The sequence below is a fragment of the Sorangium sp. So ce836 genome (assembly GCF_028553905.1).
GTDB classification, from domain to species: Bacteria; Myxococcota_A; Polyangia; order Polyangiales; family Polyangiaceae; genus Sorangium; species Sorangium cellulosum_D.
On sequence record NZ_CP102233.1, the window covers coordinates 1,364,945 to 1,390,856 of the forward strand.

The 25,912-nt window shown below is 71.8% G+C and carries 18 protein-coding genes; 10 read left to right on the forward strand and 8 right to left on the reverse strand.

What is annotated here, in order from left to right:
* Positions 1 to 62: 62 nt before the first annotated feature.
* Positions 63 to 1,517 (reverse strand): endo-1,4-beta-xylanase, encoded by a 1,455-nt coding sequence (locus NQZ70_RS05105; protein WP_237245051.1) that lies wholly within the window; start codon positions 1,515 to 1,517, stop codon positions 63 to 65.
* Between the two features lie 584 nt (positions 1,518 to 2,101).
* Between NQZ70_RS05105 and NQZ70_RS05110 the strand changes: the two genes are divergently transcribed.
* The 4 genes from NQZ70_RS05110 to NQZ70_RS05125 all read left to right on the forward strand — a co-directional run bounded on the left by NQZ70_RS05110 (position 2,102) and on the right by NQZ70_RS05125 (position 4,961).
* Positions 2,102 to 2,995, forward strand: coding sequence for a sigma-70 family RNA polymerase sigma factor (locus NQZ70_RS05110; RefSeq protein ID WP_129573207.1), 894 nt, complete (start codon positions 2,102 to 2,104; stop codon positions 2,993 to 2,995).
* A gap of 201 nt (positions 2,996 to 3,196) precedes the next feature.
* Positions 3,197 to 3,808, forward strand: a complete 612-nt coding sequence (locus tag NQZ70_RS05115; RefSeq protein ID WP_129581158.1) for a flavodoxin family protein — start codon at positions 3,197 to 3,199, stop codon at positions 3,806 to 3,808.
* A gap of 107 nt (positions 3,809 to 3,915) precedes the next feature.
* On the forward strand, positions 3,916 to 4,410 hold the full coding sequence (locus NQZ70_RS05120) for a hypothetical protein (RefSeq protein ID WP_129573208.1): 495 nt from the start codon (positions 3,916 to 3,918) through the stop codon (positions 4,408 to 4,410).
* Positions 4,411 to 4,445: 35 nt separating this feature from the next.
* Entirely contained in the window at positions 4,446 to 4,961 is a 516-nt protein-coding gene (locus NQZ70_RS05125; RefSeq protein WP_129573209.1) for a hypothetical protein, read from the forward strand.
* Positions 4,962 to 5,034: 73 nt separating this feature from the next.
* Here the strand turns inward: NQZ70_RS05125 and NQZ70_RS05130 are convergent, their stop codons facing one another.
* Positions 5,035 to 6,675: a cell wall anchor protein gene (locus NQZ70_RS05130; RefSeq protein WP_237245052.1), complete on the reverse strand. Its 1,641-nt coding sequence runs from the start codon at positions 6,673 to 6,675 to the stop codon at positions 5,035 to 5,037.
* Between the two features lie 359 nt (positions 6,676 to 7,034).
* Between NQZ70_RS05130 and NQZ70_RS05135 the strand changes: the two genes are divergently transcribed.
* The 5 genes from NQZ70_RS05135 to NQZ70_RS05155 all read left to right on the forward strand — a co-directional run bounded on the left by NQZ70_RS05135 (position 7,035) and on the right by NQZ70_RS05155 (position 14,846).
* On the forward strand, positions 7,035 to 10,895 hold the full coding sequence (locus NQZ70_RS05135) for a serine/threonine-protein kinase (RefSeq protein WP_237245053.1): 3,861 nt from the start codon (positions 7,035 to 7,037) through the stop codon (positions 10,893 to 10,895).
* A 102-nt stretch (positions 10,896 to 10,997) separates the two neighbouring features.
* Positions 10,998 to 12,056, forward strand: a complete 1,059-nt coding sequence (locus NQZ70_RS05140) for a hypothetical protein (RefSeq protein ID WP_165373696.1) — start codon at positions 10,998 to 11,000, stop codon at positions 12,054 to 12,056.
* Positions 12,057 to 12,284: 228 nt separating this feature from the next.
* The gene (locus NQZ70_RS05145; protein ID WP_129573212.1) at positions 12,285 to 13,283 is read left to right on the forward strand and encodes a methionine ABC transporter ATP-binding protein; all 999 of its coding nucleotides are present in this window, start codon (positions 12,285 to 12,287) and stop codon (positions 13,281 to 13,283) included.
* Complete coding sequence (locus tag NQZ70_RS05150; protein ID WP_129573213.1) at positions 13,276 to 13,956, forward strand: methionine ABC transporter permease; 681 nt, start codon at positions 13,276 to 13,278, stop codon at positions 13,954 to 13,956. Before NQZ70_RS05145 ends, NQZ70_RS05150 begins: the two co-directional genes overlap by 8 nt.
* Positions 13,957 to 14,015: 59 nt before the next feature.
* Positions 14,016 to 14,846 (forward strand): MetQ/NlpA family ABC transporter substrate-binding protein, encoded by an 831-nt coding sequence (locus NQZ70_RS05155; RefSeq protein ID WP_129573214.1) that lies wholly within the window; start codon positions 14,016 to 14,018, stop codon positions 14,844 to 14,846.
* 59 nt (positions 14,847 to 14,905) lie between these two features.
* On the opposite strand, the gene NQZ70_RS05160 is transcribed toward NQZ70_RS05155, so the two are convergent.
* From NQZ70_RS05160 to NQZ70_RS05170, 3 genes are all read right to left on the reverse strand, one after another.
* Positions 14,906 to 15,916, reverse strand: a complete 1,011-nt coding sequence (locus NQZ70_RS05160; protein ID WP_129573215.1) for a fatty acid desaturase — start codon at positions 15,914 to 15,916, stop codon at positions 14,906 to 14,908.
* 76 nt (positions 15,917 to 15,992) lie between these two features.
* Positions 15,993 to 16,619, reverse strand: a complete 627-nt coding sequence (locus tag NQZ70_RS05165) for a TetR/AcrR family transcriptional regulator (RefSeq protein ID WP_165373795.1) — start codon at positions 16,617 to 16,619, stop codon at positions 15,993 to 15,995.
* A gap of 115 nt (positions 16,620 to 16,734) precedes the next feature.
* Positions 16,735 to 17,667: an AraC family transcriptional regulator gene (locus NQZ70_RS05170; RefSeq protein ID WP_165373796.1), complete on the reverse strand. Its 933-nt coding sequence runs from the start codon at positions 17,665 to 17,667 to the stop codon at positions 16,735 to 16,737.
* A gap of 80 nt (positions 17,668 to 17,747) precedes the next feature.
* On the opposite strand from NQZ70_RS05170, the gene NQZ70_RS05175 reads away from it, so the two are divergent.
* Positions 17,748 to 18,188 carry an NmrA family NAD(P)-binding protein gene (locus NQZ70_RS05175; RefSeq protein WP_129573218.1) on the forward strand — a complete coding sequence of 147 codons (441 nt, stop codon included), beginning with the start codon at positions 17,748 to 17,750 and terminating at the stop codon, positions 18,186 to 18,188.
* Here NQZ70_RS05175 and NQZ70_RS05180 read toward each other — a convergent pair.
* The 3 genes from NQZ70_RS05180 to NQZ70_RS05190 are packed head-to-tail and all read right to left on the reverse strand — an operon-like array spanning position 18,172 to position 25,903.
* Positions 18,172 to 18,372 (reverse strand): YceI family protein, encoded by a 201-nt coding sequence (locus NQZ70_RS05180; RefSeq protein ID WP_129573219.1) that lies wholly within the window; start codon positions 18,370 to 18,372, stop codon positions 18,172 to 18,174. The two genes, NQZ70_RS05175 and NQZ70_RS05180, sit on opposite strands and share 17 nt — an antisense overlap.
* On the reverse strand, positions 18,369 to 24,773 hold the full coding sequence (locus NQZ70_RS05185; RefSeq protein ID WP_129573220.1) for a toxin TcdB middle/N-terminal domain-containing protein: 6,405 nt from the start codon (positions 24,771 to 24,773) through the stop codon (positions 18,369 to 18,371). Before NQZ70_RS05185 ends, NQZ70_RS05180 begins: the two co-directional genes overlap by 4 nt.
* Positions 24,774 to 24,775: 2 nt before the next feature.
* Positions 24,776 to 25,903, reverse strand: coding sequence for a hypothetical protein (locus NQZ70_RS05190; RefSeq protein WP_129573221.1), 1,128 nt, complete (start codon positions 25,901 to 25,903; stop codon positions 24,776 to 24,778).
* Between the last annotated feature and the right edge of the window lie 9 nt (positions 25,904 to 25,912).

The window sequence follows — 25,912 nt, forward strand, 5'->3', positions numbered from 1 at the left end:
GTCCCCATGCTCGCCCGGACGGCCCGCGAGGTCGGGGCACGCGGCGGCCGGCCCGCGGCTGATCAGCGGCCGAGGAAGCCCATGAGCCAGCTCATGGCCGGCCGCATGGTGCCGTTCGAATGCTGGATGCCCGTGTTGTCCCGCCAGGTGGCGCCGACGATGTAACCCCACAGCGTGATGCCCTTCACGGAGGGGTGGTTCCAGAACATCGTGAACTGCTCCTCCATCACCCTCTTCTGCTGGTTGTCGTCCGCGATGCCGATGTCGTACTCGGTGATGTACACGGGCTTGCCCAGCGACGCGAGCTTGTCGATGTACCCCTTCACGGTGTTCGTGTTGAGCTTGTAGGCGTCGTGGGCCTGCGCGCCGAGCGCGTCGACCGGGGCGCCCGCGTTGATCACCGCCCGCGCGATCCGCATAAAGTTCTGGTGATCGTTCTCGTACTCGATGTTGTTGTAGTCGTTGAGGATCAGGACCGCGTTCGGGCAGAACTCGCGGGCCCACTTGAAGGAGTTGACGATCCAGTCGTAGCCGCTGGCGCCGTCGCCGCCGATGCCGTTCTTGTAGGAAGGCGTGGTGTGGGGCGGCGGCTCGTTCACGACGTCGATGTACTTCGTGTCGGGGTAACGCGCGCAGAACGCCCGCATCCAGTCCCTCACGGCCGCCTGCTGATCCGAGCCGGAGAGCCCTCCGAGCCAGCTGGGTTGCTGGGCACCCCACACGAAGGTGTGCTGCTTGAACACGATGTTGTTCGACTTCGCGTAGTTGTAGATCCGGTCGAGCGCGCTCCAGTCTCGCACGCCGCGGCTCCGCTCGACGGAGCCCCACTTGCCCTCGTTCTCGGGCGTGATCTGGTTCCAGTACCTCGCGAAGCCGTCGCGCACGCTGCCGTTCGTCGTGATGTTGCCCACGAACTTCGCGCCGCCGCCGCCGCCGGAGCCGCCGCCGCCGCCGGAGCCACCCGAGCCGCCCGCGCCGCCGCCGCCGCCGGCGCCGCCGGCGCCGCCGGAGCCGCCCGCGCCGCTGCTCGACGACGAGCTCGAGCTGCTGCTCGACGAGCTGCTCGACGACGAGGTGGTCGTGCCGGTGCCCGTGCCTCCGTTGCCGTTGACCGAGACGATCGTCGGCTTCCCGGTGCCGTTCGCGCAGAACCCGAACGACGTCGACTGGCCCGCGTTCAGCGTCCCGTTGTAGCTCTCGTTGGTGACGGTCAGCTGCCCGCCCGAGCCCGAGGAGCGCGCGTTCCACACGTTGGCCACCGTCGAGCCGTTGAGCCCGACGACAAGGCCCCAGGAGGTGGACCGGCCGGTGCTCGTGTTCGTCACCGTCACGTTCGCGCAGTAGCCGCTGCCCCACTCCGACTGGAGCGCGAGATCCGCCTTCATCGTGTTGTCCGCGCTGCTCGCCGCGGACTCGGACGCCTCGCTGTCCTCCAGGTCAGCAGGCTCGATGGCGCAGGCCAGCAGGCCGCACGCGAAGGAGAGGGACACAGCGCCAAGCAAGCGATCGATACGCATCAAGGTTCTCCATGATCCGGACGGACGGGCCTCAGGCTTCTGTTCAAGATGGATAAGTAAACCAGAAGCGCCTGCGAGCCCCACCGCCCATGGACCGGGGCAGCATGATTCCCGGCCAGAGCTTGTTCACCACGACCGCGTGCACCCATTTGCACAGGTCGTATGCCCGGTCACACCGTGGCTGTCGAGGCGAGTCTTGCGCGAACATGCCCGGTGCGAGATGGGCCCGAGCATGTCATGAGATTAAAACACGCAAGCGCGAGCCGAAGTCAAGCGCCTTGTTCGACGATTTGCCGTACAGCCATGTTGCAGTCACGGGTCTTTGGGAGAAAGGAGCGCCAATCGCCAACTGCAGCTGATTTTGCCGTCCAGCCATGTTGCACTGACGGGCTCTCGACGGAACGATGTGCACTCGGACGCTCCGAGCGCCTCCGCGCGGCGGGGGGGCGCGCGAAAGACGGCCGAGCTCTCCACGGCTCGTCGCTGCGCGATCGGCTCCCGACATCACCTGCCGACGACGGCTCTCGACGTTGCGCCGTCCTCTCACGAGGTGTATGACGAGCCGCGACGACGAAAGGTGACCGATGATCAGTCAGGCCGAGCTGGCCGAGCAGCTCGACCGGGCCCGCAGCCACCTGCGGGCGGTCGCGTTCCGCATGCTCGGCTCGGTGGACGAGGCGGAGGACGCCGTGCAGGAGGTCTGGCTGCGCGCCAGCCGCGCCGACGCCAGCGCCGTCGCCAACGTGACGGGATGGCTGACCACGATCCTCGGCCGCGTCTGCCTCGACATGCTGCGCGCGCGCCGGCGCCGGGGCGAGGAGCTCACCGAGAGCGGCGAGCTCGATCAGGTGGTGGACCACGGCGGGTCGCCCGGCCCCGAAGACGAGGCGGCGCTGGCCGACGCCGTCGGGCTCGCGCTGCTCGTGGTCCTCGACGCGCTCGGGCCCGCCGAGCGCGTCGCCTTCGTGCTCCATGACCTGTTCGCCGTGCCGTTCGACGAGATCGCCGCGATCGTCGACCGGTCGCCGGCCGCCGCGAAGAAGCTGGCGAGCCGCGCCCGCCATCGCGTGCGCGGCGGGGCCGCCGCGCCCGCCGCCGAGCTCGCCGGGCATCGGGAGGTCGTGGAGGCCTTCCTCGCCGCCTCGCGCGCCGGCGATCTGGGCGCGCTGCTCGCGGTGCTGGCCCCGGACGTCGTCCGGCGCGCCGATCGCGCCGCGCTGCGGGGAGGCGCGGAGACCGAGGTGCGCGGCGCCCGGCGCGTCGCCGAGGAGACGGCCACCAACGCCGGTCGGGCGCGCTTCGCCCGGCCCGCCCTCGTGAACGGCGCCGTCGGCGTCGTCGTCGCCCCGCGCGGGCGGCTGCAGCTCGTCCTCGAGGTCGCCATCGAGGGCGGTCGGATCGCCGCGATCGACGTGATCGGCGACCCGGCCCGCCTCCGCCAGCTCCGGCTCGCGGTCGTCGACGTCGCGCCGCCGTGATGCGCCGGGCAGGCCGGGCAGCGCCGAACGGTCGTGCGCGCGTGCCGGTCACCTTTCCTCGCCGCGCGTCGTCAGAGCAGTGACGCGCCGGACGCGCCCGCGACCGGCGGCGACAGCCAAGGAGGAAGTACGTTGAGTGTGCACACGGTCCAGCTCACGGCGCAGCAGGGCGCGCGGCCGGCGACGAGGGGAGAAGCGCCCCTGCCGGGCGTCCGCGTCGCCGTCGTCTACCACAGCGGCCACGGCCACACCGGGCGGCAGGCCGAGGCCGTCCGAGCAGGCGTGCAGCAGGTGGAGGGCGCCGAGGCCCTGCTGCTGACCGTCGAGGAGGCGCAGGCGCGCTGGGGCGATCTGGCCTCCGCCGACGCGATCATCTTCGGCGCGCCGACCTACATGGCGAGCGCCTCGGCGGCGTTCAAGGCCTTCCAGGAAGCGAGCTCCCGCGCCGTCATGGCCAAGGGCTTCGCCTGGAAAGACAAAGTCGCCGCCGGCTTCACCAACTCGGGCTCCCGCTCCGGCGACAAGCTGGCGACGCTGATCCAGATCGCCCTCTTCGCCGCCCAGCACGGCATGCACTGGGTCAATCTCGGCCTCCCGCCCGCGAACAACTCCACGAAGGGATCGGAGGAGGACCTGAATCGACTCGGCTTCTGGCTCGGCGCCGGCGCGCAGTCGAACGTCGACCAGGGCCCCGACGTCGCCCCGCCGGAGGCCGACCTGCGCACGGCCGAGCACCTCGGCCGCCGCGTCGCCGAGGTCGCGCGCCAGCTCGTGTGCGGCCGCCTCGTCACCGGGCAGACGCCCGCGCGGTGAGCGGCGCGGCGCCTCTGGGACCTCGGCGCCGAGCTGGGGGCGCCCGCGGCGGTGCTCCGTGCGCCTCCGGGCCCCGCCCGGCGCTGGAAAGGCGTAGGATGCCGTCCATGAACCGCGTTTCCAAGATGATGACGGCGGCGGCGATCGCCCTCGCGGCGGCCGCAGGCGGCTACGGGCTCCTGAGCTCGCGCGGGTCCGACGCGAAGACGCTGGTCGGGCGCCTCTGGATCGAGCGGCTCCCGAGGGACGACACGGACCAGATCGAGCTCATGGTGATGCTCGCCGACGAGCCGATCGGCATGTTCCGGCGCACGTCCCAGTTCGAGGGCTCGTATGCGCTGTTCCGTTACGAGCTGCGCGGCAACGATAAGCTGCAGCTGCTCTTCCCGCAGGACAAGTCGAAGCACGAGGTCGCCTTCGACGCGCGGCCGTGCGACGTGAAGGGCTTCGACTACTGCCTCGACCTGAGCGGCGCCCCGCGGGGCGCGGCGAAGTACTACAGCCGCAAGGAATGGGAGATCGACGCGAGCGACCCGGCGGCGCTGGAGGGCGCGCTCCGGGAGCTCGGCGAGGAGCTGCTCGCGTCTCCGCCGGAGCGGTGACGACACCCCTCCTGCTCGCGCGAAGAAGAGAAGAGATGTCCACCCAGCCTCCGTTGGCGGCGTTCTCGTTCTACCTGTCCGGCCGGCACCAGGTCCTGCTGTCGATATCGAGGGAGATCCTCGCGGGCCTCGACGCGTGCGCCTCGAGCGAAGGTGCCTTCCCCCACGAGGCGCGGACCCGCGCCTCGGATCTGATGTGGCTGTGGACGCTGGGGGCCTACGAGGTGGTCAGGACCATGTGTCAGGCGAACCGGTGCTTCTCGGAGCGCTTCGCCAGGGCGATATCGCACCTGAAGGCCGATCTGGAGCGGGTCCGGGTGCCGAACACGAAGCTGGAACGGGTCAAGTACGACCGCCGCGACAGGACCATCCCCGTGACGTCGGATCGCGGTCCGGACATCTGGGACGACGCCAACAAGGATCTCCTGGTGGGAGATCCTGCGGATGCCGTCTCGTGCCGCATGCTGCTCCAGAGCTACGAGAGCGTCATGTCTTCCCTGACCCTGGACGACGTGAAGATGTCCCACGAGGACTCGTTCGGACGAACGTAGAGCCGCCCCGCGGCTTCGCGCCATCCGCAGGCCCTTTGACCGCGGCTCGCGAACGGGCGCTTCGACGCGGAGCCTACTGGCGCGCCACGCGCTTGAGCGGGTATGGCGCGGCTTCCCGTTCGGTCATCGTGAAATACCCAGAGCCGTCCGCCTCGTACTCGATCGACTCGCCCTGACCCTCGACCGTGTCCGTGAGCGCGACGGGCGACGCCGCGAAGGCCGCCTCGAAGCCCGCGCCGGCCGGCGCCCGGTACTCGTAGACCGCTCGGTAGGTGCGCAGCAGAAACCGGTTGGCGCACGGGTGGATCGTCCCGGCGGTGACGGACCGGAAGTTCTCGTCCGGGCCGAGGGGCATCTGGAGGTCGGCCACGTGAATCAGCGTGGACAGGGTGCCAGGCGCCGGCAGCGGGCTCGGGAACTTGTACACCTTGCTGAGCCCGGTCGTGCCCTCCTTCGTGACGACGTAGATGTCCCCCGTCGTCGGGTGCACCATCAGCGCCTCGGCGTTCTGCGGCGTGTCCGGGTACTGGAAGGGGAACCGATCGCCGGACACCGTGCCGCTCGTCTCCCCCGCGGCGAGGTTCGGCTCCCTCATGCGGACCACGGCGAAGGTCGTCGGGTAGGGCGGCGGGCGTCCGCTGAAGCGGCCGATGTCCCCCATGAAGATGCAGCTCCCCGCGGGGCACGGACCGGTCGCGATGTCCTCCCAGTCCCAGGGGAGCACGCCGGCGACGTAGCTCCCGACGACCGCCGCGTTCGTCTTCTGGATGGCGACGAAGCTCGCGTTGTTCTCGCTGTGCGCGTACAGGATGCCGGGGTTGACGCGGCTCGCGGCGAGCCCGGAGATCTCCACGATGTCCGTCGAGGTCAGGCTCCCGACCGTCGTGTAGGTGCTCGCGAACGTGTCGCCCGCGGAGCAGCTCGGGGCGCCGGCGGGCCTCAGCGCGACGACCTGCGCTGTGTTCGTGTTGGCGAAGGGAGAGGCGCCGCTCCACGCCGGCTGCGAGCCCGCGGCGCCGAGCTGCCTGTACGCCGCGTCGAACAGGAGGCCCGTCGACGACGAGAGCAGGCACGTGTCGAACGGCTCGGTGAAGCCCGACGGCGGCACGATCGGGCTCGCCGGGCAGGACGAGCCCGTCCAGACCTGCGTGCCGAACCAGACCGCGACGCCGTTCGCCGCCGTGGTGGTGACCGCGGGCGCGGCCAGGGTCGCGGAGTTGCCGTTCTTCTGGCCGCTCGCCGCGTCGATCGGGCTCGCGGGATCGGCGCCGCTGAACGCCACGATGCTCCCCGCCAGGTAGGCCGAGACGTCGAAGCCGAAGGAGTAGCTCGCGGGCTCCGCGCCGGTCGCCACCTTCCAGAGGACCCATGACTTGAGGGCGGACGCGCTCTGATCCGAGCGGAGGAGCGTCCACCCCGCCGGTGGAGCGATCACCGCGCCCACCTGGTTCCGGTTGGCGATGCGCGCGAGCAGGACGTCGCCTTGCACGACGCCCGCCGGCTTCGCGAGGGTCAACGCGGTCAGGTTCTTCCCGGTCGCCGTCGAGCTGGAGCGGAAGTTTATCGTCGAGAGCGGCTGAACGGCCGCGCCCGTTTCATCGGCGTCGTCACCGTCGAAGTCTGTGTCCTGGTGATCGACGGAGATGCAGCCAGCCCAGCCGAGCAGCGAAATCGAGGCGACGAGAAGAGCTCTGGCGCTGAGGTTCGTCGACATCAATGTTATATCCCTTCGGGTAAGCGAATTTCTTCAGGAGGCGGAACTAAACCACAAAAAGCATGGGATGCAACCCAGGCGCTGAGGGCTGCAGTCGACCTGATGGGGGCATTCGAGAGGGTGCATGTCTGAACAGGGAGGCGCCCGCGCGTCGTGGGGCGCACGATCGACACCGGCTCTCGCAACCTTGTCGGACGAGCGGCGGTGCACGGCTCGAATCCCCCACCGCGCCCACGACGTCCGGCATCCAGCCGAGGCCGGCCGGTGCCGCCGCGGCCGCGCGGAGAGCGCCGAGGCGAGCCTCTTTACATCCCTCGCCGTATCGACGGATAATTGCCATCGTGGAGCAAGGAGCGGTCTTGGCCGGACGCTACCGCCTTGAGCACCGCGCGGGAGCGGGGGGCATGGGCGAGGTGTGGAAGGCGCACGACCAGGAGACGCGCGAGACGGTGGCGGTGAAGCTCTCGCCCCAGCGCGACGCGGAGGATGCGGCGAGGTTCGAGCGAGAGGCGCAGATCCTCGCGGGCATGTCTCACCCCCACGTGGTCCGGTACGTGGCGCACGGGGCGAGCGCCGAGGGCGCTCCCTACTTGGTCATGGAGTGGCTCGAAGGCGAGGACCTCGCGGCGCGGCTCGCGCGTGGTCCGCTCGAGATCGACGAGAGCGTGGCGCTGGCGACCGCGGTGGCGGACATCCTCGGCTTTGCGCACGAGCGCGGCGTCGTGCACCGCGACCTGAAGCCGAGCAATCTGTTCTTGCCAGGTGGGCGCCTCGACGGCGTGAAGGTGCTCGATTTCGGCATCGCGCGGCTCGGGCAGGCGGCGCGGATGACGCGCTCGGGCGTGCTGATGGGGACGCCGGGTTACATGGCGCCCGAGCAGGTGCGGGGCGAGGCGAGCATCGACGCTCGCGCGGACGTGTTCTCCCTCGGCTGCGTGCTCTTCGAGTGCCTGACAGGCAGGCCTGCGTTCGGCGGCCAACATGTGGCGGCGATCCTGACCAAGGTGCTGTTCGAGGAGACGCCGAGCCTGCAAACCCTGCGGACCGGGGTGCCCGAGGCGCTCGACGATCTGCTGCGGAGGATGCTGTCGAAGCGCCGGGAGGAGCGGCCTCTGGGCGGGCAGGCGGCGGCGGTGGCGCTGCGCGCGCTCGGGGATGCGTCGCCGTCGCCGGCCGTGAGCGAGGTCCGCTCGCCCTCGCTCACGAGCAGCGAGCAGCGCGCCGTGGCGGTGATCGTGGTGAGCGCGGCGGCGGACGCCCAGGTGATGGCGTTCGACGGGGAGACGACCCTGGCCCTCTCGCCTGGCGACGAGGCCGTCCTGCGCGAGGGCGAGGCGCATGGCGGCCGGAGCGAGCGTTTGCTCGACGGGTCGGTCGTGGTGATGCTGGCGGGCACCGAGACGGCGACGGATCTGTGCGCGCAGGCGGCGCGGTGCGCGCTCGCGCTGCGCCGGTGCGCCGCAGGCCGGCGCGTCGCGCTGGCCATGGGGTGGGGGGAGCGGACGGCGCGGTCGATGGGGCCGGCGATCGACCGGGCGGCGCTGCTGGCGAGCGCCACGGCGCGCCACGTCGCCCCGGAGGCCACGGTGATCATCGACGAGGTCGTCGCGGGCCTGCTCGACGCGCGCTTCGAGGTGCGGGAAGGCGAGGGGTTCTTCACGCTGCACGGCGAATGCCCGCTGGCGGAGGGGACGCGCCTGCTCCTCGGCAGGGCCACGCCGTGCGTGGGGCGAGAGCTCGAGCTCGGCATGCTCCGGGCGCTCGTGCTCGAGAGCATCGAGGAGAGCACGGCGCAGGCGGCGCTGGTGACGGCGCCGCCCGGCGTGGGCAAGTCGCGCCTGGCGCAGGAGTTCCTGCAGGAGATCCGGGGGCAGCGCGAGCAGGTGTCGGTGTGGGCCGTGCGCGGCGACGCGCTGCGGGCCGGCTCGCCCCTCGGAATGCTGGGCCAGGCGCTGCGGAGCGCGTGCGGAATCCAAGAGGGCGAGCCGATCGAGGTGCGGCGCCGGAAGCTCTCGGCAGAGATCGAGGCGCGGGTGTCGCCTGGCCACCGGCGGCGCGTCGAGGAGTTCCTCGGCGAGATCGTGGGCGCTGCCTTCCCGGACGAGGACAGCCTGCCGCTCCGGGCCGCGCGCCGCGACGCGCAGCGCATGGCGGACCAGGTGCGCGCCGCCTTCCTCGATTACCTCGCCGCCATCGTCGCCGGCGGCCCGCTGATCGTCGTGCTGGAGGATCTGCACTGGGGAGACCGACCCACGGTGTCGCTCCTCGACGCGGCGCTGCGCGACCTCTCGGATCGGCCGCTGTTCGTGCTCGCCCTGGCGCGGCCGGAGGTGCGCGAGCTGTTCCCGAGGCTCTGGGAGGGGCGGCGGCTGCACGAGCTGCGGCTCAACGAGCTGAGCCGGCGCGCGGGCGAGCGGCTCGCGCGGCACGTGCTGGGCGAGCGCGCCGACGCCGAGGCGATCGCGCGGATCGTGCGCCTGTCGGAGGGAAACGCATTTTACCTGGAAGAGCTGATCCGCTGGACCGCGGAGGGCAGAGGCCCGGATGTGCCGGGGACGGTGGTCGCCATGGTGGAGTCGCGCCTCGGGGCGCTGGACGACGAGGCCCGGCGGCTCTTGCGCGCGGCGAGCGTCTTCGGAGAGGTCTGCTGGGCCGGAGGGGTGGCGGCGCTCGTCGGCGGCGAGGCGCGACGGGGCCAGGTCACCGCCAGGCTCGAGGCGCTGGTGGCGCTGGAGATCCTGGTGCGCCGCCGCGAGAGCCGCTTTCCCGCGGAGGAGGAGCTGGCGTTCCGGCACGCGCTCCTGCGCGAGGGCGCGTATGCCATGCTGACCGAGGGCGATCGGGTGCTCGGCCACCGGCTGGCGGGGGAATGGCTGGAGCGGGCGGGGGAGCCGGATCCCGTGGTGCTGGCCGAGCATCTCCAGCGCGGGCGAGCGCTCGATCAGGCCGCGTTCCATTACCTGCGCGCGGGCCGGCAGTCGTGCGATCGCGGCGACTTCGGGAGCGCCCTTGCTCGCGCGCAGCGCGGCATCGGCTGCGGCGTGCGGGGGGAGATCCTCGGCAACCTGCTGGCGCTCAAGGCGATGGCGCATTGCTGGCGATCGGAGCTCGATGCAGCGCAGCAGGCGAGCGCCGCGGCGCTGCCGCTCACGGGGCGCGGGAGCCGGTGGGCCTGCATTGCCCTGTTCCATCGTGCGTGGGCGTCCCTCGTCCTGGGCGCAGAGGACGATTTCATGGAGACGGCGGACCGTTTCGTCCGGTTCCAGCCGGACACGGAGGCGGGCCGGGAGTACATGCTCTGGGCGCCGCTCGCCGCATCGCTGCTCCAGACCTACGGGCGACGCGAGCTCTGCAAAGCCTTGCTGGACCGCGCCGACGCGCTGGCCGCTGCGATGCCCGCCCTGGATCTCGACCTCCGGGGGGCGATCGCCATCGGGCGCAGCGATTACGTGCGCGCCTTCGAGCGGGACCCCTGGAGGCAGCTCCAGCTGACGCGACAAGCGGTCGAGGCGTTCCAGGCGATCGAGGATCTCCGGAACCAGATCACGGCCTTGAACAGGCTCGGTCAGGCGGAGGCCGAGCTCGGCGATCCCGCGGCGGGCGAGGCCACGCTGCGGCGGGCCGTCGCGCTGGCGCAGCGCATTGCGATCCCGTTTGCGCAACGTCAATCCGCATTGCATCTGGCGGCGCTGCTCTCGCACGGCTCGGATCCGTCGAAATGGGCAGAAGCGAGCGATATGGCCGGATCGCTGCTCGGCGCTGCAGGGGTGAGCGTGGGGTACCGAGGCTGGGCCCACGGGATCTGCGCAGAGGTGCTTCTCCAGCGCGGCTCGTTCGACGACGCCGTGCAGCAGGCGCGCGAGGCGGACGCGCTGTGCGCTCGCATCCCGCTGCGGCGGCTCTGGGTGACGGCGTTGCTCGTCCGCGGGCTGATCCAGCTGGGTGACCGCGATGAGGCGGCACGTGTGGCCAGCCGCATCGAGCCCGGGCTCGCGTGTCTGGGCGGAGGCGGCTACGTCGAGATCGACGCGCGGGTGGCGCTGGCGGAGGCCCATTGGATCGGCGGCAGGGCCGACGAGGCGCGGGCGGCGCTCGACGAAGCCATTCGCGGGATCGCGGCGCGGGCCGAGGCGATCCCCGACGCCGCCTGGCGCGCGCGGTACACGGCGTGTGTGCCGGAGATCGCGCGTGCCCGCCGGCTTGCGAGCGCATGGGCGTAGGTGGACAGCGCGCGGAGCGCCTCGCGCGGTGTCTCGTCCCCCGTGCCCGCCACCGTGATAAGATACGCCATGACTGTAATCTGCATCCCACGATGCGTGATCATGATGTTGCTGGGCCTCTCGCTCCTGGCCTGCGGCGACGACGACGGCAAGGGCGGCGGCGACCCCGGCGGCACGAGCAACAGCGCCGGCGGGGGAGGGGGCAGCGGGGGTGAAGGCGGCGGCGGCGGCGGCCCGGCGGAGCTCGACCCGCGCGTCGAGGCGTGCCTGCGGATCAACGCATGTGACGCGGACGGCGGCACGCCGGTGGGGCTCCAGGCCTGCCTCGGCCACGAGCTCGATCAGCGGTGGGCCTGGGCGACCGTCGGGGCGAGGCGGCTCGGCCTGGCGGCCATGGACTGCAAGCTCGCTGCGGCCGACTGCGCCGGCGTCCGCGCGTGCACGCCGGCCGTCGAGGAGCTCGGCGCGGCGTGCAGCGAGAGGGCCGGCGCCGATCTGTGCGAGGGCGACACCTGGGTGATCTGCGACGACCTTGGCGCGCCGCTCGCCGCGATGGACTGCGCGGCCGCCGGGCTCTCCTGCATGTCCGATTTCGTCGCCGGGTGCGGCGCCGAGCCGTGCGATTACGCCACCACGCCGGCGGCGTGCGATCCCGACGACGCGGACGTGCTCGTCGAGTGCAGCCCCGCCGGCTTCCTGACGCGGGTCCACTGTCCGAGCCAGTACAACCTGGTCCACGTGAACGGCCGTGACGGGGAGCAGGTCTTCTCGATCGCGGGGGAGACCTGCGGGTTCGACGAGCAGCGCGGCGCGCTCGGCTGCGTGGGCACGGGCGAGGCGTGCCCCTTCTTTTCGCAGCGGTGCGACGGCGCGGTGCTCGAGACCTGCGCGGGCGGCAAGCTGGGCCGCCGCGACTGCGCCGCGCTGGAGCCGGCCGGCCAGGGGTGCGGCTTCCTCCAGAGCGGGCAGCTCGCCGGCGCGGCCTCCTGCGGGCTGGTCGGCGGCGCGTGCGACCTCGGCGACGACGAGGCGTGCGACGGCGCCGTCCTCCGGTACTGCGGCTGGGGCGAGCCGGCGGCGCTCGACTGCCGCGCCGCGGGCTACACCGGCTGCGCCACGGCCGCGCAGGGTGGGCGCACCGTCGCTTACTGCACGCCGTAGGGCCGCCCGGGAACCAGGCATCGAGCGACTCGACATCTCATCGATCCGCTGAAGGCGGGGAGCGCGCTGCTGCGTGGGCAGCAATCGCGGACCTTCGTGTTGCTCCGGCGCGACGTGGCCGCTATAAGCTGGCCCGCAGCTTCCGCGCGAGCGGCACGGGTGTCGCTCCCCGCCGGCGGCCCACTCCCGGCGCCCGTCGCGGGGCGGGTGTGGAGGTGGTCGTCGGCCGTGATCGAGCTGCGGGACGTCAGCAAGGTGTACCGGCAGGGCAAGCGCGAGGTGATCGCGCTGGACGGCGTCTCCTTGCGCGTGGCCCCTGGCGAGGTGTTCGGGGTGCTGGGGCATAGCGGCGCGGGCAAATCCACCCTCATCCGCTGCGTCAACCTGCTCGAGCGGCCCACCGCGGGCGAGGTGCAGGTCGACGGGCGGGACATGCTGGCGCTCGGCCCGCGGGAGCTCCGGCAGGCCCGCCAGGGCATCGGCATGATCTTCCAGCACTTCAACCTCTTCTCCTCGCAGACCGTGGCGGGGAACATCGCCTATCCGCTGGCGATCGCGGGGTGGCCGCCGGGCCGCATCCGCGCGCGGGTGGAGGAGCTGCTCGCGCTCGTCGACCTCACGGACAAGGCGCAGGCCTACCCGGCCCAGCTCTCCGGCGGCCAGAAGCAGCGGGTGGGGATCGCCCGGGCGCTCGCGCCGCGGCCGCGCGTGCTTCTGTCCGACGAGGCCACCTCCGCCCTCGATCCGGAGACGACGCGCTCGGTGCTCGGCCTCTTGCGGGACATCAACCGTCAGCTGGGGCTCACCATCCTGCTCATCACCCACCAGATGGACGTGCTCAAGGAGATCTGCCGCTCGGTCGCCGTGCTGGAGCGGGGCCGGGTGGTCGAGCAGGGCAAGGTCGTCGACCTGCTCGCGCAACCCGGCACCCGCCTGAGCGCGCTGTGCTATGCGCCGCTCGCCGCGGGCGGCTGGCCCGCCCGCCCCGGAGGCCGCCTGGTCCGCCTGTCGCTCGTCGGCGACGCCGCCGCTCAGCCGGTGCTCGCCGTGCTGGCGCGCCGCTTCGGCGTGGACGCCACCCTGCTCGAAGGCACGCTGGAGCGGGTGGGGGGCGTCCCGGTAGGCAGACTCTTGGTCGAGCTCACCGGCGCCCCCGAGGCGCTGGAGCAGGCGCTCGACCACCTGCGCGAGCAGCGGTATCGGCCGGAGCCCGTGGCGCATGACTAGCGAGCTCGCGGCGTCGCTGTGGACGGCCACCGTGGAGACGCTCTACATGACGTCGGTCTCCGCGATCCTGGTCCTCGTCGCGGGGCTCCCGCTGGGCGTGCTGCTGGTGATCACCGACCGGGGCGGGCTCTGGGAGCGGCCGCTGCTCCACCGCGCGCTCGGCACGCTCGTGAACGTGGGGCGCTCGGTGCCGTTCATCATCCTCATGGTGGCGATCGTGCCGCTGACGCGGCTCCTCGTGGGCACCACCATCGGCACCACGGCCGCCATCGTGCCCCTGGTCGTCGCGGCGATCCCCTTCCTGGGGCGCGTCGTGGAGCAGAGCCTGCGGGAGGTGGACCCCGGGCTCGTGGAGGCGGCGGTGGCGATGGGCTCCACCCACCGGCAGGTGATCCTCCGGGTGCTCCTGCCCGAGGCGCTGCCGTCCCTCGTGCGCGGCGCGGCGCTCATGGTGATCAGCCTGCTCGGAACCAGCGCCATGGCGGGCGCCGTGGGCGGCGGCGGCCTCGGCGACCTGGCCGTCAAATACGGATACATGCGCTTTCGCACCGACGTGATGCTGGGCTGTCTCGTCGTGCTCCTCGTCCTCGTGCAAGGCGTCCAGCTGCTCGGCGACCGGCTCGCCTCCCGCTTCGACCGCACGAGCACCCGGGGCGCCGGCGCTCGCGATTGACCCGTTCCAGGGCCGTGGCCCGCGCCGCCTCGCCACGTGAGCCCTCCGGAGGACCAACCATGAAGCGAACCCCTGCGATCGTTCTCACCGCTCTCCTGCTCTCCCTGATGGCGCTGCTCTCCGGCTGCAACAAGCCGGACGAGCCGGCCGGCGCCGGCGGCAGCCGCACCTTGAAGGTCGGCGCCACCCCCGTGCCGCACGCCGAGATCCTCCGGGTGGCCGCCCCGCTGGCCGAGCGCGAGGGGGCGAAGATCGAGGTTGTCGAGTTCACCGATTACATCCAGCCGAACATCGCGCTCTCGGACGGCCAGCTCGGCGCCAATTACTTCCAGCACGTGCCGTACCTCGAGCGCTTCTGCGCCGACCGGAAGCTCTCGTTGAGCAGCGCGGCGGCGGTGCACCTCGAGCCGCTGGCCCTGTACTCCACCAAGCACGCTCGCCTCGAGGACCTGCCCGAGGGAGCGCAGGTGACGATCCCGGCCGACCCGACCAACGGGAGCCGAGCCCTCCAGCTCCTGGCGCAGCGCGGGCTCCTGCGCCTCCGCGAGGGGGTGGGGGTCGCCGCGACGGTGAAGGACGTGCTCGACAGCCCGCGCAAGCTCGCCCTCCGGGAGATCGACGCCGAGCAGCAGCCGCGCACGCTGGAGGACGTGGACGCCGCCGTCATCAACGGCAACTACTTCCTCGAGGCGCAGAAGAACCTGAAGCTCGACGCGAAGGTGCTCGCCAGCGAGCCCGCCAAGGGCAACCCGTACGCGAACGTGCTGGCCGTGCGGAAGGGCGACGAGGCCCGGCCCGAGGTGCAGGCGCTGATCAAGGCGCTGCACTCCGAGGACGTGCGGCGCTTCATCGAGTCGACCTACGGCGGCGCGGTGGTGCCGGCGTTCTGACGCGCCCGCCCGCACCTCGCCCCCTCACCGCCATCGTCGAGGCGTGCCGCTTCGCTTGCTCAGCTCAGCTCGGTCCTCATCGACGGTCTGGCGCCCCTCGGGGAAGGAATCCTCGAAGATCGGGCGCCATCATGGACGGCGCGGGAGCGCACGATGCGTGCGTGCGGGCCCATGGCTGGGTCCGTGATGAAGTGCCACAGCACCCAGGTCCACGAGCGGTGCGAGACCAGCGTGTCGTAGTGGCGCCTGGCGATGCGGTGCAGCGCGGGCAGGCGCCAGCCGGGCACGTTCATGAAGTCGTGGTGCTCGACGTGGTACCCCACGTTGAACGTCACGTGGTTGAGCGGCCCGTAGTAGCTGTAGGTCTCCTGCCCGGGCGCGTACACGTAGTGCTCGTGCACGAAGTGGCCGGCCACCGGGTGCAGGCTGTGGCCGATCAAGGTCGACAGCAGCAAGTAGGCGAAGCCGGGCGCGCCGAGCAGGCGCCACGAGAGCCACGCGGCGGGCAGCTGGATGGCCAGGTTGATCCACTCGTCGCGGCTCGGCGGCTTGGCGAAGCGCGCGGCGCGGCCCAGGTAGGCCACGAAGTAGAAGAACAGCCACAGGAGCTTGCGCGCGCGGCCGGCGCCGATCAGCCGCACCTCGAGCGAACGCGGCAGATCGGTGTCCTCGCCGGCCACACCGAGCAGCGCGTGGTGCGCGAGGTGGTAGCGGCGGAAGCTCATCGCCACCGGCAGCACCATGGGCAGGTTGGCGATCAGCGCCAGCAGCTTGTTCGAGCGCGCGCGGCGCGCGGCCAGATCGTGCGCCGCTTCGTGGATGGCCATCGCGCACCAGTGCGAGAGCACCGCGCCGAACGTCGCCGCCGCCAGCGTGACCACCCAGCAGCGCGCGCCGAACGCGCCGAGCAACCAGGCGACGGCGAACTGCGCGAGCACCACCGCCAGCGTGACCGCGATGGTGCGCCGGTCGTAGCCGAACAGCGCGCGGATCTCGGGGTGCTCGCGCACGATACGGCGCCGGCGCTCGCGGTGCGGCTCGGCGCGCGTGACCCATTCGAAGGAACGCATGCGCCTCGATCTAGGCAGCGCGACCGGCGCCGCCCATTCGCATTTCCGGCGCCGCGCCCGCGCGCGCCGGCGGCGGTCAGTCGGGCCGCAAATAGCCGTACAAAAGCCGGGTGAGCTCGGCCTGCGCGCCCGGCGCGCGCAGCATGTCGCCCTCGCGGAAGGCCGCCATGCCCAAGGTGTTTCGCATTGCGTGGAGCAGGAAGAAGCCGCCGAGCTGCGGATCCACCGCGCGGGTCTTGGGCCGGATGCGCACCAGGAGCTCGGCCAGCGCGGCCTCGGCCTCGCGATCGGCGTCGGCGATCAGATCGAAGTCGCCCACCCGCACGAACCACTTCATGAGCGCCTTCGTCACGCGCGCGTGGGCCAGCTCGAGCTCGATCAGCCGGCCGGCCAGCCGGTGCAACGCCGCGTCCAGCGGGAGCGGCTCGACCTCGTCGAGCACCCGGCGGATCTCGGCGAAGCGTTTTTGCACGAAGCGGCGCAAGAGCGCCGCGACAAGCGCCTCGCGGTTGGGGAAGTACTGATACAGCGAGCCCACGCTGACGCCGGCGCGCTCGGCGATGTGCGTGGTCGATACGCGGCTCTGCTTCGCCTCCTCCTCGCGCTCGATCAGCTGACCGGCGGCCTCGAGGATGGCGTCGACCGTGCTGCGCGAGCGCTCCTGGCGCGGATCCTTGCGCGGCTTCTGCGGCGATGTGGTCACGCCGCACATTCTCGCACGGCCGCGGCTGGCCGAGAGCAGCGGGGCCTGATCGCGGTGCGCCCCTGCAACGGCTCCTCTCTCCCCGGATCCCTGGCCGGGCTCCTGGCGGGCAGAGCTAGCGGCTCTCCCGGGCGCGCGCCTTGCGCCGGTAGGCGCCCGGGGTCTCGCCCATGTGGCGCTTGAAGGCCTTCACGAACGCGCCGTCGGTGTCGTAGCCGACCGCGCCCGCCACCTCCGCCGTGCTCGCGGCCTCGTCGGCGAGCATCTCGGCGGCGCGGTGCATGCGCCAGCGCGTCAGGTACTCGAGGGGCGCGAGGCCGAGCGTCCCCTTGAAGCGGGCGGCGAAGGCCGAGCGCGACACGCCCGCGGCGCGCGCGAGCGCCTCGACCGTCCACGGGTCGGCGGGCCGCTCGTGCATCCGCTGCAAGGCGACGCCGAGGGTCGGGTCCCAGAGGGCCCGCAGCCACCCCGATTCCTCGCACGTGATGCCCGCGACGTGGGTGCGCAGCGCCTGCACGAACAGCACGTCGGCCAGGCGGCCCGCGACAAGCTCGTGGCCGGGCAGCTCCGCGTCCATCTCGGCGGCGACGAACTGGAGCGTCGACTCGAGCCATCGGGTCGCCACGCCGCCGTCGCCCTTCACGTGGATGAGCTCGGGCAGGCTCGCGACGAGCGGGTTCAGGCGCGCGTCGGTGAAGTGGAGCCCGCCCGCGACGATCGTCGTCGGCGCCCCCTCGCCGCCGTAGCGCACGATGCCGCCGCAGCGGCCCCCGCGCTGGGCGTACACCTCCTCGGGCGAGACGGCGCGCGAGCCCGGGCGATCGCGCAGCGCGTGCGCGAGCCTGGCGCGCAGGAAGACGACATCCCCGGGCGCCAGCGTCAGCCGGCGCCCGCCCACGTCGAGCACGCATCCGCCCCGCGAGAGCGCGTAAAAGGTCGTCACGTCGTGCCCGTCGACCCGCATGCCCCAGGGCGCCTTCAGCTCGAGCCTTCCGTAGATCTGGCTCCGCAGCTGCACGCTGCGCAGCGTCTCCGTCAGGATGTCCATGCGTCTTCTCTTTTGGACGATCGAACCATTTCTATGGACGCTACAACGCTGTTCGTCCGTCATCGAGCCCTTATCGTGACGTGCGCGGGCGGCCGGCGCCGGGGCGCCGCGGGCCGCCGAGCTTCTACGCGACGCCGGGAACGTTCACGTTCCTCTACCCGCCGGGGCATCGTATCCCCTTCATCGCGGCCGACGACATCGGCGCGATCGCGGCCGCGGTCTTCGCGGCGCCCGGCGCCTTCGCGGGCCGGACGCTCGAGCTCGCGGGCGACGTGCTCACCGGCGAGGAGGTGGCGGCCGCGCTCGGGCGCGCGACGGGGCGGCCGCTCGCGTATGTGACCGTTCCGGCCGAGGCGCTGCGCCAGAACCCCCTGATCGCGCGCGTCGTCGAGGTCGCGACGAAGCTCCGCGTCGACGTCGACATCCCCTCGCTCCGCGCGCTTCACCCGGGGCTGAAGACGCTCGCGGCCTGGCTCGACGCAGGGGGCGCCGCGCGCATCCCGGTCACGTCGCCTGCTTGATCAGCTGAATATCGAGGGTGATCGAGACCTCATCCCCCACGAGGACGCCGCCGGTATCGAGGACGGCGATGAAGCTCATCCAGAAGTCGCTGCGGCGGATCTTCGTCGTGGCGGTCGCGCCCAGCCGGCGGTCGGGAGCCTCTCGGCTCCCCGGCGATACGACCCCGGCGCGCGACGCGCTCACTCGAACGGATTGGTCGAGTCGACGTCCGGCTCGCGGAGACGCTGCGCGAACGCGTAAGACATCCAACCTCGGATGTTGGGATCGATGCCCGCTATGGTTCGAGACAGCGCATCGAATTGATTTACCTCACGCTGGAAGATCTCAACTTCTGCGTGCTGCGCTTGAACGTGCTCGCCCAGCGTGAACGTGTTGGACAGGCGACTCCTGAAATCCCTGTTATCACGAATTTCACGCCTCAGCAGCGTGGCCGGCCGATCGCTGAGCCCGAAGCCCGTAAGCCCGTCGAGCAATTGATTCACCTGTCTCACGGCCTGGGCATAGTTTCCGTCCTCCGCGAGAGGTGCCAGCTCCGCATCGAGCCTCTCTCGTTCGTGGGAGCTCCACCCGGACGACGAGTCTTGCGAGCGCCGGCTGTTCGAGCCATGACCCCCCGAGCCCTTCTTCGAGCCGCCCGAATGGTGGTTGGAACGCGACGAGCTCGAGCCGTGGTGACCCGACGGTGACGAGCTCTTCTTGCTGCTGTTGTTGCCCATGAGGCCCGCCTCGTCGGTGAAGTTGACCGGATCGTGCCCCACGTACGTGTGCGGGTGGCACTCCATCAGGCGGTCCACGCAGAACTCCGGCCGCATCAGCGCATACGGATCCGGCGTCGCGAAGCTCGCCAGCGTCGAGACATACTCGCGTGCGCCCATGTGCACGAGCCCCGTGTCAGGGTCACGCAGCTGGCCGGTGAAGCCAAGGACGATCTCCGTGCTGGCGAGGCCCGAGGACGCGTCCCCGGTGCCCCCCGCGAGCGTCCCGAACGGCGTCGGGTCGACCGAGAAGACCACCTCGCCACGCTCGTCGACCACGCGCCGCACGGCCCCGAGCTGATCGTCGACGAGCGCGAGGACGCGCGCCTCGTCGACGACGAGCGCGACGCGCCGATCGCCGAGGCGCACGAGGCTCTGGCGCTCCACGCCGTCGTCGCTCGTCGTCTGCGTGGGATAGACGACGAGCGACTCCGGGACCTCGCGCTCTCCCTCGCGGCGGAGCGAGCGCTTCGAGACCCGATCGCCGGCGACCTCATAGCCGTACACGATGGCCCTGCCGTCGACCTCGACGCGCCGGAGGCGCCCCCAGGGGTCGTACTCGGCGTGGCGGAACGACCCGAACGCGACGAGGCGCCCGAATTCATCCACTTCGCCAGAGCTTCCCTCCGGGAGCGGCAGCCCGCCGCCCGCCGCTTCGACGCCGAACTGGCGCGCCTCCGCCCCCTCGCCCAGCGCGTCGACCTGGCCGGACGGCGTGTACTTGTAGGCGTGGGTCACGCCTGCCACGACAGCCCTGGTAAGCTCGCCTCGGGCGCTGTACTCATACGACGCGACATCCGATGCCTCTCGCGCGGCGACGATGCGCCCGTCCGCGCGACGGTCGTAGGCGATATCCTGGAAGGCTCCGCCCGCGCACGACGCGTCGCCCGCGCACGCCTTGAGCTGCACGAGCTCCCCCGTGCTCGCGTCATAGGTGAGCTGCCGGTGAAGCCGCGTTTGCGGGATACGGTAGCTCGCGAGATCGCCGCGCGCGTTGTACGTGATGTCCGCGAGGAGCGGAACGGCCGCGCGCCCGCCAGCGGACCACGCGATCGACGAAGGAGCCCCCGATGGAGTGCGCGCGAAGGTGAACACACTGCCAAACGGATCGCGGTATGAGGAAAGCGTCCCGTCGAGGTCGTACGTGAACCGCTCGTCATACTCGCGGCGCGCGTCCTCGGCTTCGAACGTTACCCGCCGGCCCGTGACCTGACCATCGCGGTCGTACGCGAAGGCCTCATGCACGCGGTGCCCGCCCACGCGGTCCACAATCGTCGCCTCGCCGAGGCGCCCGATGAGCTCGGGGCGCCCCTCTTCCCCCTCGCGACCGTCGTAGGTGAGCTCGATCTCGTCCCAGCCGTCCGGGCGCAACGACGACGACGTGGAGATGGAGATCGGGCGGTCGAGCGCGTCATAGGTCGTCTCGACGCTCTCCGAGACCCGGAACGCCCGGTCCCAGGTGCGCTGATCGGTCACGCGCCCGCGCGCGTCACGGATCCACAGCCGCGTGAGGCCACCGGGGAGCGATGTCATCACGACGGTACCCGTCGAGTCGTGGGCCACGCGGCGCGGCGCCTCGGAGCCCGCCAGCACGATCGCGCGCAGACGCCCGCTCTCGTCCCGCTCGTAACGATGCACCTGCCCGACCTCGTCGACGATCGCGTAGATCTCGTTGTCGCGCGCGACCTCGCGCCGCGTCTCGCGGCCCGCTCCCTGCCCTGCGCCGAGGTCCCGCTCGATCAGCCGGCCCCAGGGTTCAACGGTGACGCGCGTGACCAGACCCGTCGCGTCCGTGCGGATCGCTCGGCGCCCGAGCCCGTCATAGACCGAGATCTCCCCGCGCGCCGCGCCCTGCGGCGAAGGGAAGCGACCCGCATCGAACGCCTCGCCGACGGATATTTCGCTGGAGTACGGGAGCGCGTCGAAGGTCTGATCGCCGCGGCGCCCGTAGCGGGCGAACGACACGATGCGTGCGCCCCCCGCCTCGTGCGCCACCGCCTCGCCGAGGGCGAGGCCGTCAGCGCGGAAGGCGGCCAGGCGCTCGATGCCGGTGCGCCCCGCCGCCGCGCCTTTCACCGCGATGTGAACCAGCGCGGGGGATTGCGCGCCAGCGTCGCGGTAAGCGTAGTGGCTCTCTGCACCGCTGGAGTGCGCCACGCGCACGAGACGATGGCGGGCGTCAACCTCGTTGAGCACCACGTCGCCCTGCGGCGTCCGGAGGTGCGTGGGCCAGGGGCTCCGCGCCGGGACGACGCCCTCGGCCGCCGGGGCGAGCGCCGTCAGCGCGCAGCCCGTCGTGCCGTAGCAGTACTGCGTCGCGTGACCGAGCGCGTTCCGCGTCTCGACCACGAAGACGCCGGTCGGGTCATAGACGCTCGTGCTCAGGAGCCCCTGCGCATCCGAGCTCTCCACCACGTTGCCGAACACGTCGTAGCGGAACGCCTTCACCTCCGTGCGCGGCGCCTCCAGCGGAGCCCGCACCGCGGAGGGCAATGCGGCGAGCGCCTCCGGCTCGATGAGGAGGGGCCGGGTCGCGCGGAGCGGCAGCGGAAGGTCGCCCCCGTAGTCGTACGACGTCTTGTCCAGCACCCGCCCCGACGGCCCCGAGAGCCGCGATATCTCCCGTCGCGCCGTCAGCACGCCGCGCGCCTCCCAGCCGGCGTCGTACGTGAAGGTGTTCACGTAGCGCCGCGCCGGCACCTGCGTCCCGTTCGGCCCGGCGACCGCGGACGCCGACTCCTCCTGGCGGACGAGCCGGTTGTAGGTCGTGTCGTACGTGAAGGTCTGCGTCACGGTCGCCGCCTCCGCGCACGGCCCCGCGACGCACGCGGGCGGGCAGCCCGCGTCGCCGCACTGCGCGTCCCGAATGCTCGCCTGCTGCAGGAACGCCGGCGTCTTCGGCCCGGGCGCCGCCGGCACCAAGGCCCACCGCTCCTCGTGCACCGCGAGCAGCGACTCGACCGCGTAGGGCTCCTCGACCCAGGTCTCCGCCGTCTGCGACACCCCATCGATGCCGCTCGGCCCGAGGCCCGCGCCCGCCGCGATCCGCGCGGCCTGCGCGCCCGAGAGCCGCGGGTGGAACGACTCCTCGGTGCGCAGCTTGCCGGCGAAGAAGCGCCTCACCGGCGCGGCCGCCGAGGACACCTGGTAGACGCGCCGGCGGACGATGCTCGCCGCGCTGTCGTCTCCCGCATCGAGCTCCTCGCTCTGCCCGAAGCCTGCGAAGTTGCGCTCCCGCTCGTTGAAATACGGCGCATGGTACTGAAACTCCCGCACCCGCGGCGGCTCCGCCCCCACCGCCGTCAGCTGCCGCTTCACCACCGTCGTCGGATACGGCAGCGCCCGCACCCGCGCGTCGTCCCGGCCGAAGCGGCGCGCGTCGCGGATCAACTCATCCGTGCTCGTCGCGTACTGCACGGCGTGCCTGAGCCCCGGGCCCTCCTCCACCTCCGACAAGAGGTCAGGGCCGATCAGGTTCTTCACCCCGTCTCGGTTGAAATCGATGACCTTGATCCGGCCTCCGCCCGCGTTCGGCTCGTAGACGAGGATCTCCTCCGCGCCGTCGGCGTCGATGTCCAGGACGCGGGTGTTCCACTTGTTCTCCGGATCGACCGACACCCCTTCATCCAGCGGCACCCGCCGCTCGGCGGCGAAGCCCCTATCCCGTTGTCCGAGCCAGACGCCGAGCTCGTTGGCCGCCGCCGTCACGTTGACCAGGTCCATGTCGCCGTCGCCGTTGACGTCGATCAGCCACATCGCGTTGATGTTCTGGCTCGCGGAGAGCCCGGGCACCGACACGAAGCGGCCCTGCGCGCACACCGGGTCGTTCGCGCTCGGGTCCCCGAACAAGAGCGATCCGGTCGCGAGCTTCGCCACCGAGGACGAGCCTGCCGGGTACGCGGTCACCTTGCCCTGGTTCTCGTAGATGCAGATGCCCTTCTCTCCGGCTCCGCTCGACCGGATGACCGCAAAGTCGGTCAGCCCGTCGCCGTTCGCGTCCAGGAAGCGATAGGCCGGGTTGTCGAGCTCCGTCCCCGCGCCCTGCCGGTACGGGAAGGTCAACCCCACCAGCGGCTTGAACGACAGCGCGCTGGCGCCCGGCTCCGTCACGTTGATGAACGCCGTCCACGTGCTGTCCGTCGACCCGGCCACCGTCGTGAGCAGGTCCGCCTTGCCGTCGGCGTTCAGGTCCACGGCCTGCGTCCGGCCGCGCGCGAACCGCGAGAGCTCGACATCGACCGCCGCCGCGCTCGACGCCGTGGCGAACGGTCGCGTCCGGTCGGCGCGGCCCGCATAATGCGCGAGCTCCGTCTGCGTCCCCGACGCCGTCGCCTGCACGAGGTCCGTTCGACCGTCGCCGTCGAAGTCGCCGGAGAGAAACACGCTCGTGGCCTGCGCTGCCGCGTCGAACCGGGGCACCTCGCTCCGCGACACCCCGGAGGTGGTCCGCTCCACGGCGAGCGGCGCGCCGCTCGGCGTGAACAGGCTCGCCTCGGCGAGATCTCCGCTGTTGTACGACGGCACGCTCGTCCCCTCGCGCGCCGAGTACCGCACGATGTCGGCGAGGCCGTCCGAGTTGATGTCCAGAAGCTCCGAGCCGCCGCTCGGACCGAAGCCGAAGACGTCCGGCACGTCCATGTCATAGACCAGCTCGTGGCCGGACAGGTCGTCGGCTCCCCACGCCGTGTAGCGGAACCGGATCGGCGGCTCGGCCGGCGTCGACCGGTCGAACGGCGCTTGGCTGCGCCCGAACCGATAGACCCCCAAGAGCTTGCTCTCGCTGCTGAGCGCGGCGGCCACGCGCTGCCGGTCCGACGCGAAGTCGTCGCTTGCCAGCGCCTGACAATCCGGGTGCGTCACGATCTCCGGGCCGCTGTCGCCGTGCACCGCGTGCACGAAGCACCAGGTGTACATCGGCTCGCCGTCGAAGGTCGCCACGAGCTTGGTGGTCAGCTGCCCCGGCCCCTGCGGGTAGCCCATCAAGTGGCTCACCCGCCCTTCGGTCCGCGGCACCGACTCCAGCGTGTACACCGAGCGTCCCCCGGCGAACCGCACGCCCTTGAGGTACGAGCGCTCGCCGGCCTTCGTGTACTCGTACGACACCGCGTCGCCCGTGGGCGAGATGGCGTGCACGAGCGGCCACCGCGTCGGGGAGAACGCCGATGAGCCGGCCACCCCCTCGGCGACGTTCGCCTCCTCGCTGTAGATCTCCCGCCGGCCGTCCGGATACACGACCTCGAACCCGGTGAACGCCACGCTCTTCAGCGCGCCCGACGCGTCGCGCATCGCCACGGTCCCGCCTTGCGGATACCGGTAGAGCCGAACGGTCGTCTCCGAGGCGTCGAGCCGGTATTCGATCCTCGTCTTGCCGCTCACCGTCTCCGTCTTGACCCAGATCAGCCGCTCGGCGCCGAGCGACAGGCGCGCCGTCACATCCTGCGAGCTGCTCAGGCGAGCACGGTAGGGCACGCCCCAGTCGGTCGTCATCTGAATCGACGGCACGCTCAAGCCGAACCCCACGCCGAACCCTTCCGAAAGGTCGGCGGACACTGCCCGATACGACAGCGCTACCTCCACCTTGGAGGATGCGCGTGACGGCAAGGTGGGAAACGGGAGGCTCGCCGAGAGCTCACCGCGCTCCGGCGAGACCGTGACGCCGAGCGCCGGTCGCGCCCCCAGCGCCGACAGATCGCTGGGCGACGTGGCCGCCGCCGACGCCTGGCTCGAGAGCTCCTCCCCGGAGCTCGCCACGTCGTCCTCTGGGTTGTTACCTCCGCACGCGATCAGCACGAACGCTAGACCGCCAGACCATAAGCTTCTCCGCTTCATTGCTAGTTCACTCCTTCTGATGAGGGAATCCCCACGACCTTCTCGACGAGCGCACGCGCGGCGCCTTCCGCGCCGATGCGCCCGTCGGCAAACTCCACCCAGAGCGGAGCGAGGGCCGCCTCCATGGCGCGCACGCTCGCCCAGCCCACCGAGACCGGCGGCGCGCGCAGCGCGCCCTCCTGCTCCACCCGCGCGGGCGCCTGCGCCTCCGCGACGCCGCCCTGCGCGCCCGGCGGCTCCGACAGCGGCAGCTTCCCGAGCGCCGCGAAGACGCGCCTCTGCCCCTCGCCACGCAGGTAGGCGATCACCCCGTCTGCAGCGCTCGCCTCGCCATCCTTCAGCGCCGGCGCGCGCTGCACGCCGTACGTGCGCCGCACGCTCCGCAGCGGCGGCCCCCCACGCGAGAGCGACGGCAGCGGCGCCACGCCGAGGCGCTCGCCGAGCGCGCGCCGGAGCTCGGGGATCCGCCACTCGCCGAGGACCGCGAACGGGACCTGACCCTCCGCGAGCAGGCGCGCCGCGCAGTCGGACGTGCACGCGTGAGGCGAGAGGCCGTACGTGAAGCGCAGATCGCCGAGGAGCGTGAAGACCTCCTTCGCGGTCGACTCCGCCTCTCGCGGCGGCGCGGCAGGCCAGAAGACGTCCGAGAAGAACGGGAGGAGGGGATGGGTCTCCTCGGGGAGCGCGAGGCCATACGCCACGTCCCCCTTCGCCTTCAGCGCGAGCGCCTGCGTCACGAGATCCGGAAAGCTCGCCGGCGGCTCGGCGACGCGGCTGCGGTCGTAGGCGAGCACCGCGTAGTCCGCGGCGAAGAGCGGCGCGACCTCGTCCGCCTCCGCGGGCTCGAAGGGACGCAGGACGAGGTGCGCGCCACGGGCCCCCGCGAAGCCCTCCTCGGCCGCGAGGGGCCTGTAGGTCACGCGCACGCGCACGCCCGGCTGCGCCTTCAGGTAAGGTTTCAAGAGCTCCTCGACGCGGGCCCCGAAGTCGGCGCTCACCGACTGCGCGAGCTCGAGATCGACGCCCCGGTCGACCTCGGCGCGGCGCAACACGACGTACGCGAGCGACAGCGCAAGCGACACGATCCCCACCGCCGCGGCCGCGGCGACGATCCTCTTTCTCTTCGTCATGGTCCTTCT

Bases quoted from the DNA above. Each gene is read 5' to 3' on its own strand.
- NQZ70_RS05105 (WP_237245051.1), bottom strand. From the start codon at position 1,517: ATGCGTATCGATCGCTTGCTTGGCGCTGTGTCCCTCTCCTTCGCGTGC.
- NQZ70_RS05110 (WP_129573207.1), top strand. From the start codon at position 2,102: ATGATCAGTCAGGCCGAGCTGGCCGAGCAGCTCGACCGGGCCCGCAGC.
- NQZ70_RS05120 (WP_129573208.1), top strand. From the start codon at position 3,916: ATGAACCGCGTTTCCAAGATGATGACGGCGGCGGCGATCGCCCTCGCG.
- NQZ70_RS05125 (WP_129573209.1), top strand. From the start codon at position 4,446: ATGTCCACCCAGCCTCCGTTGGCGGCGTTCTCGTTCTACCTGTCCGGC.
- NQZ70_RS05130 (WP_237245052.1), bottom strand. From the start codon at position 6,675: ATGTCGACGAACCTCAGCGCCAGAGCTCTTCTCGTCGCCTCGATTTCG.
- NQZ70_RS05140 (WP_165373696.1), top strand. From the start codon at position 10,998: ATGATGTTGCTGGGCCTCTCGCTCCTGGCCTGCGGCGACGACGACGGC.
- NQZ70_RS05150 (WP_129573213.1), top strand. From the start codon at position 13,276: ATGACTAGCGAGCTCGCGGCGTCGCTGTGGACGGCCACCGTGGAGACG.
- NQZ70_RS05155 (WP_129573214.1), top strand. From the start codon at position 14,016: ATGAAGCGAACCCCTGCGATCGTTCTCACCGCTCTCCTGCTCTCCCTG.
- NQZ70_RS05160 (WP_129573215.1), bottom strand. From the start codon at position 15,916: ATGCGTTCCTTCGAATGGGTCACGCGCGCCGAGCCGCACCGCGAGCGC.
- NQZ70_RS05170 (WP_165373796.1), bottom strand. From the start codon at position 17,667: ATGGACATCCTGACGGAGACGCTGCGCAGCGTGCAGCTGCGGAGCCAG.
- NQZ70_RS05185 (WP_129573220.1), bottom strand. From the start codon at position 24,773: ATGAAGCGGAGAAGCTTATGGTCTGGCGGTCTAGCGTTCGTGCTGATC.
- NQZ70_RS05190 (WP_129573221.1), bottom strand. From the start codon at position 25,903: ATGACGAAGAGAAAGAGGATCGTCGCCGCGGCCGCGGCGGTGGGGATC.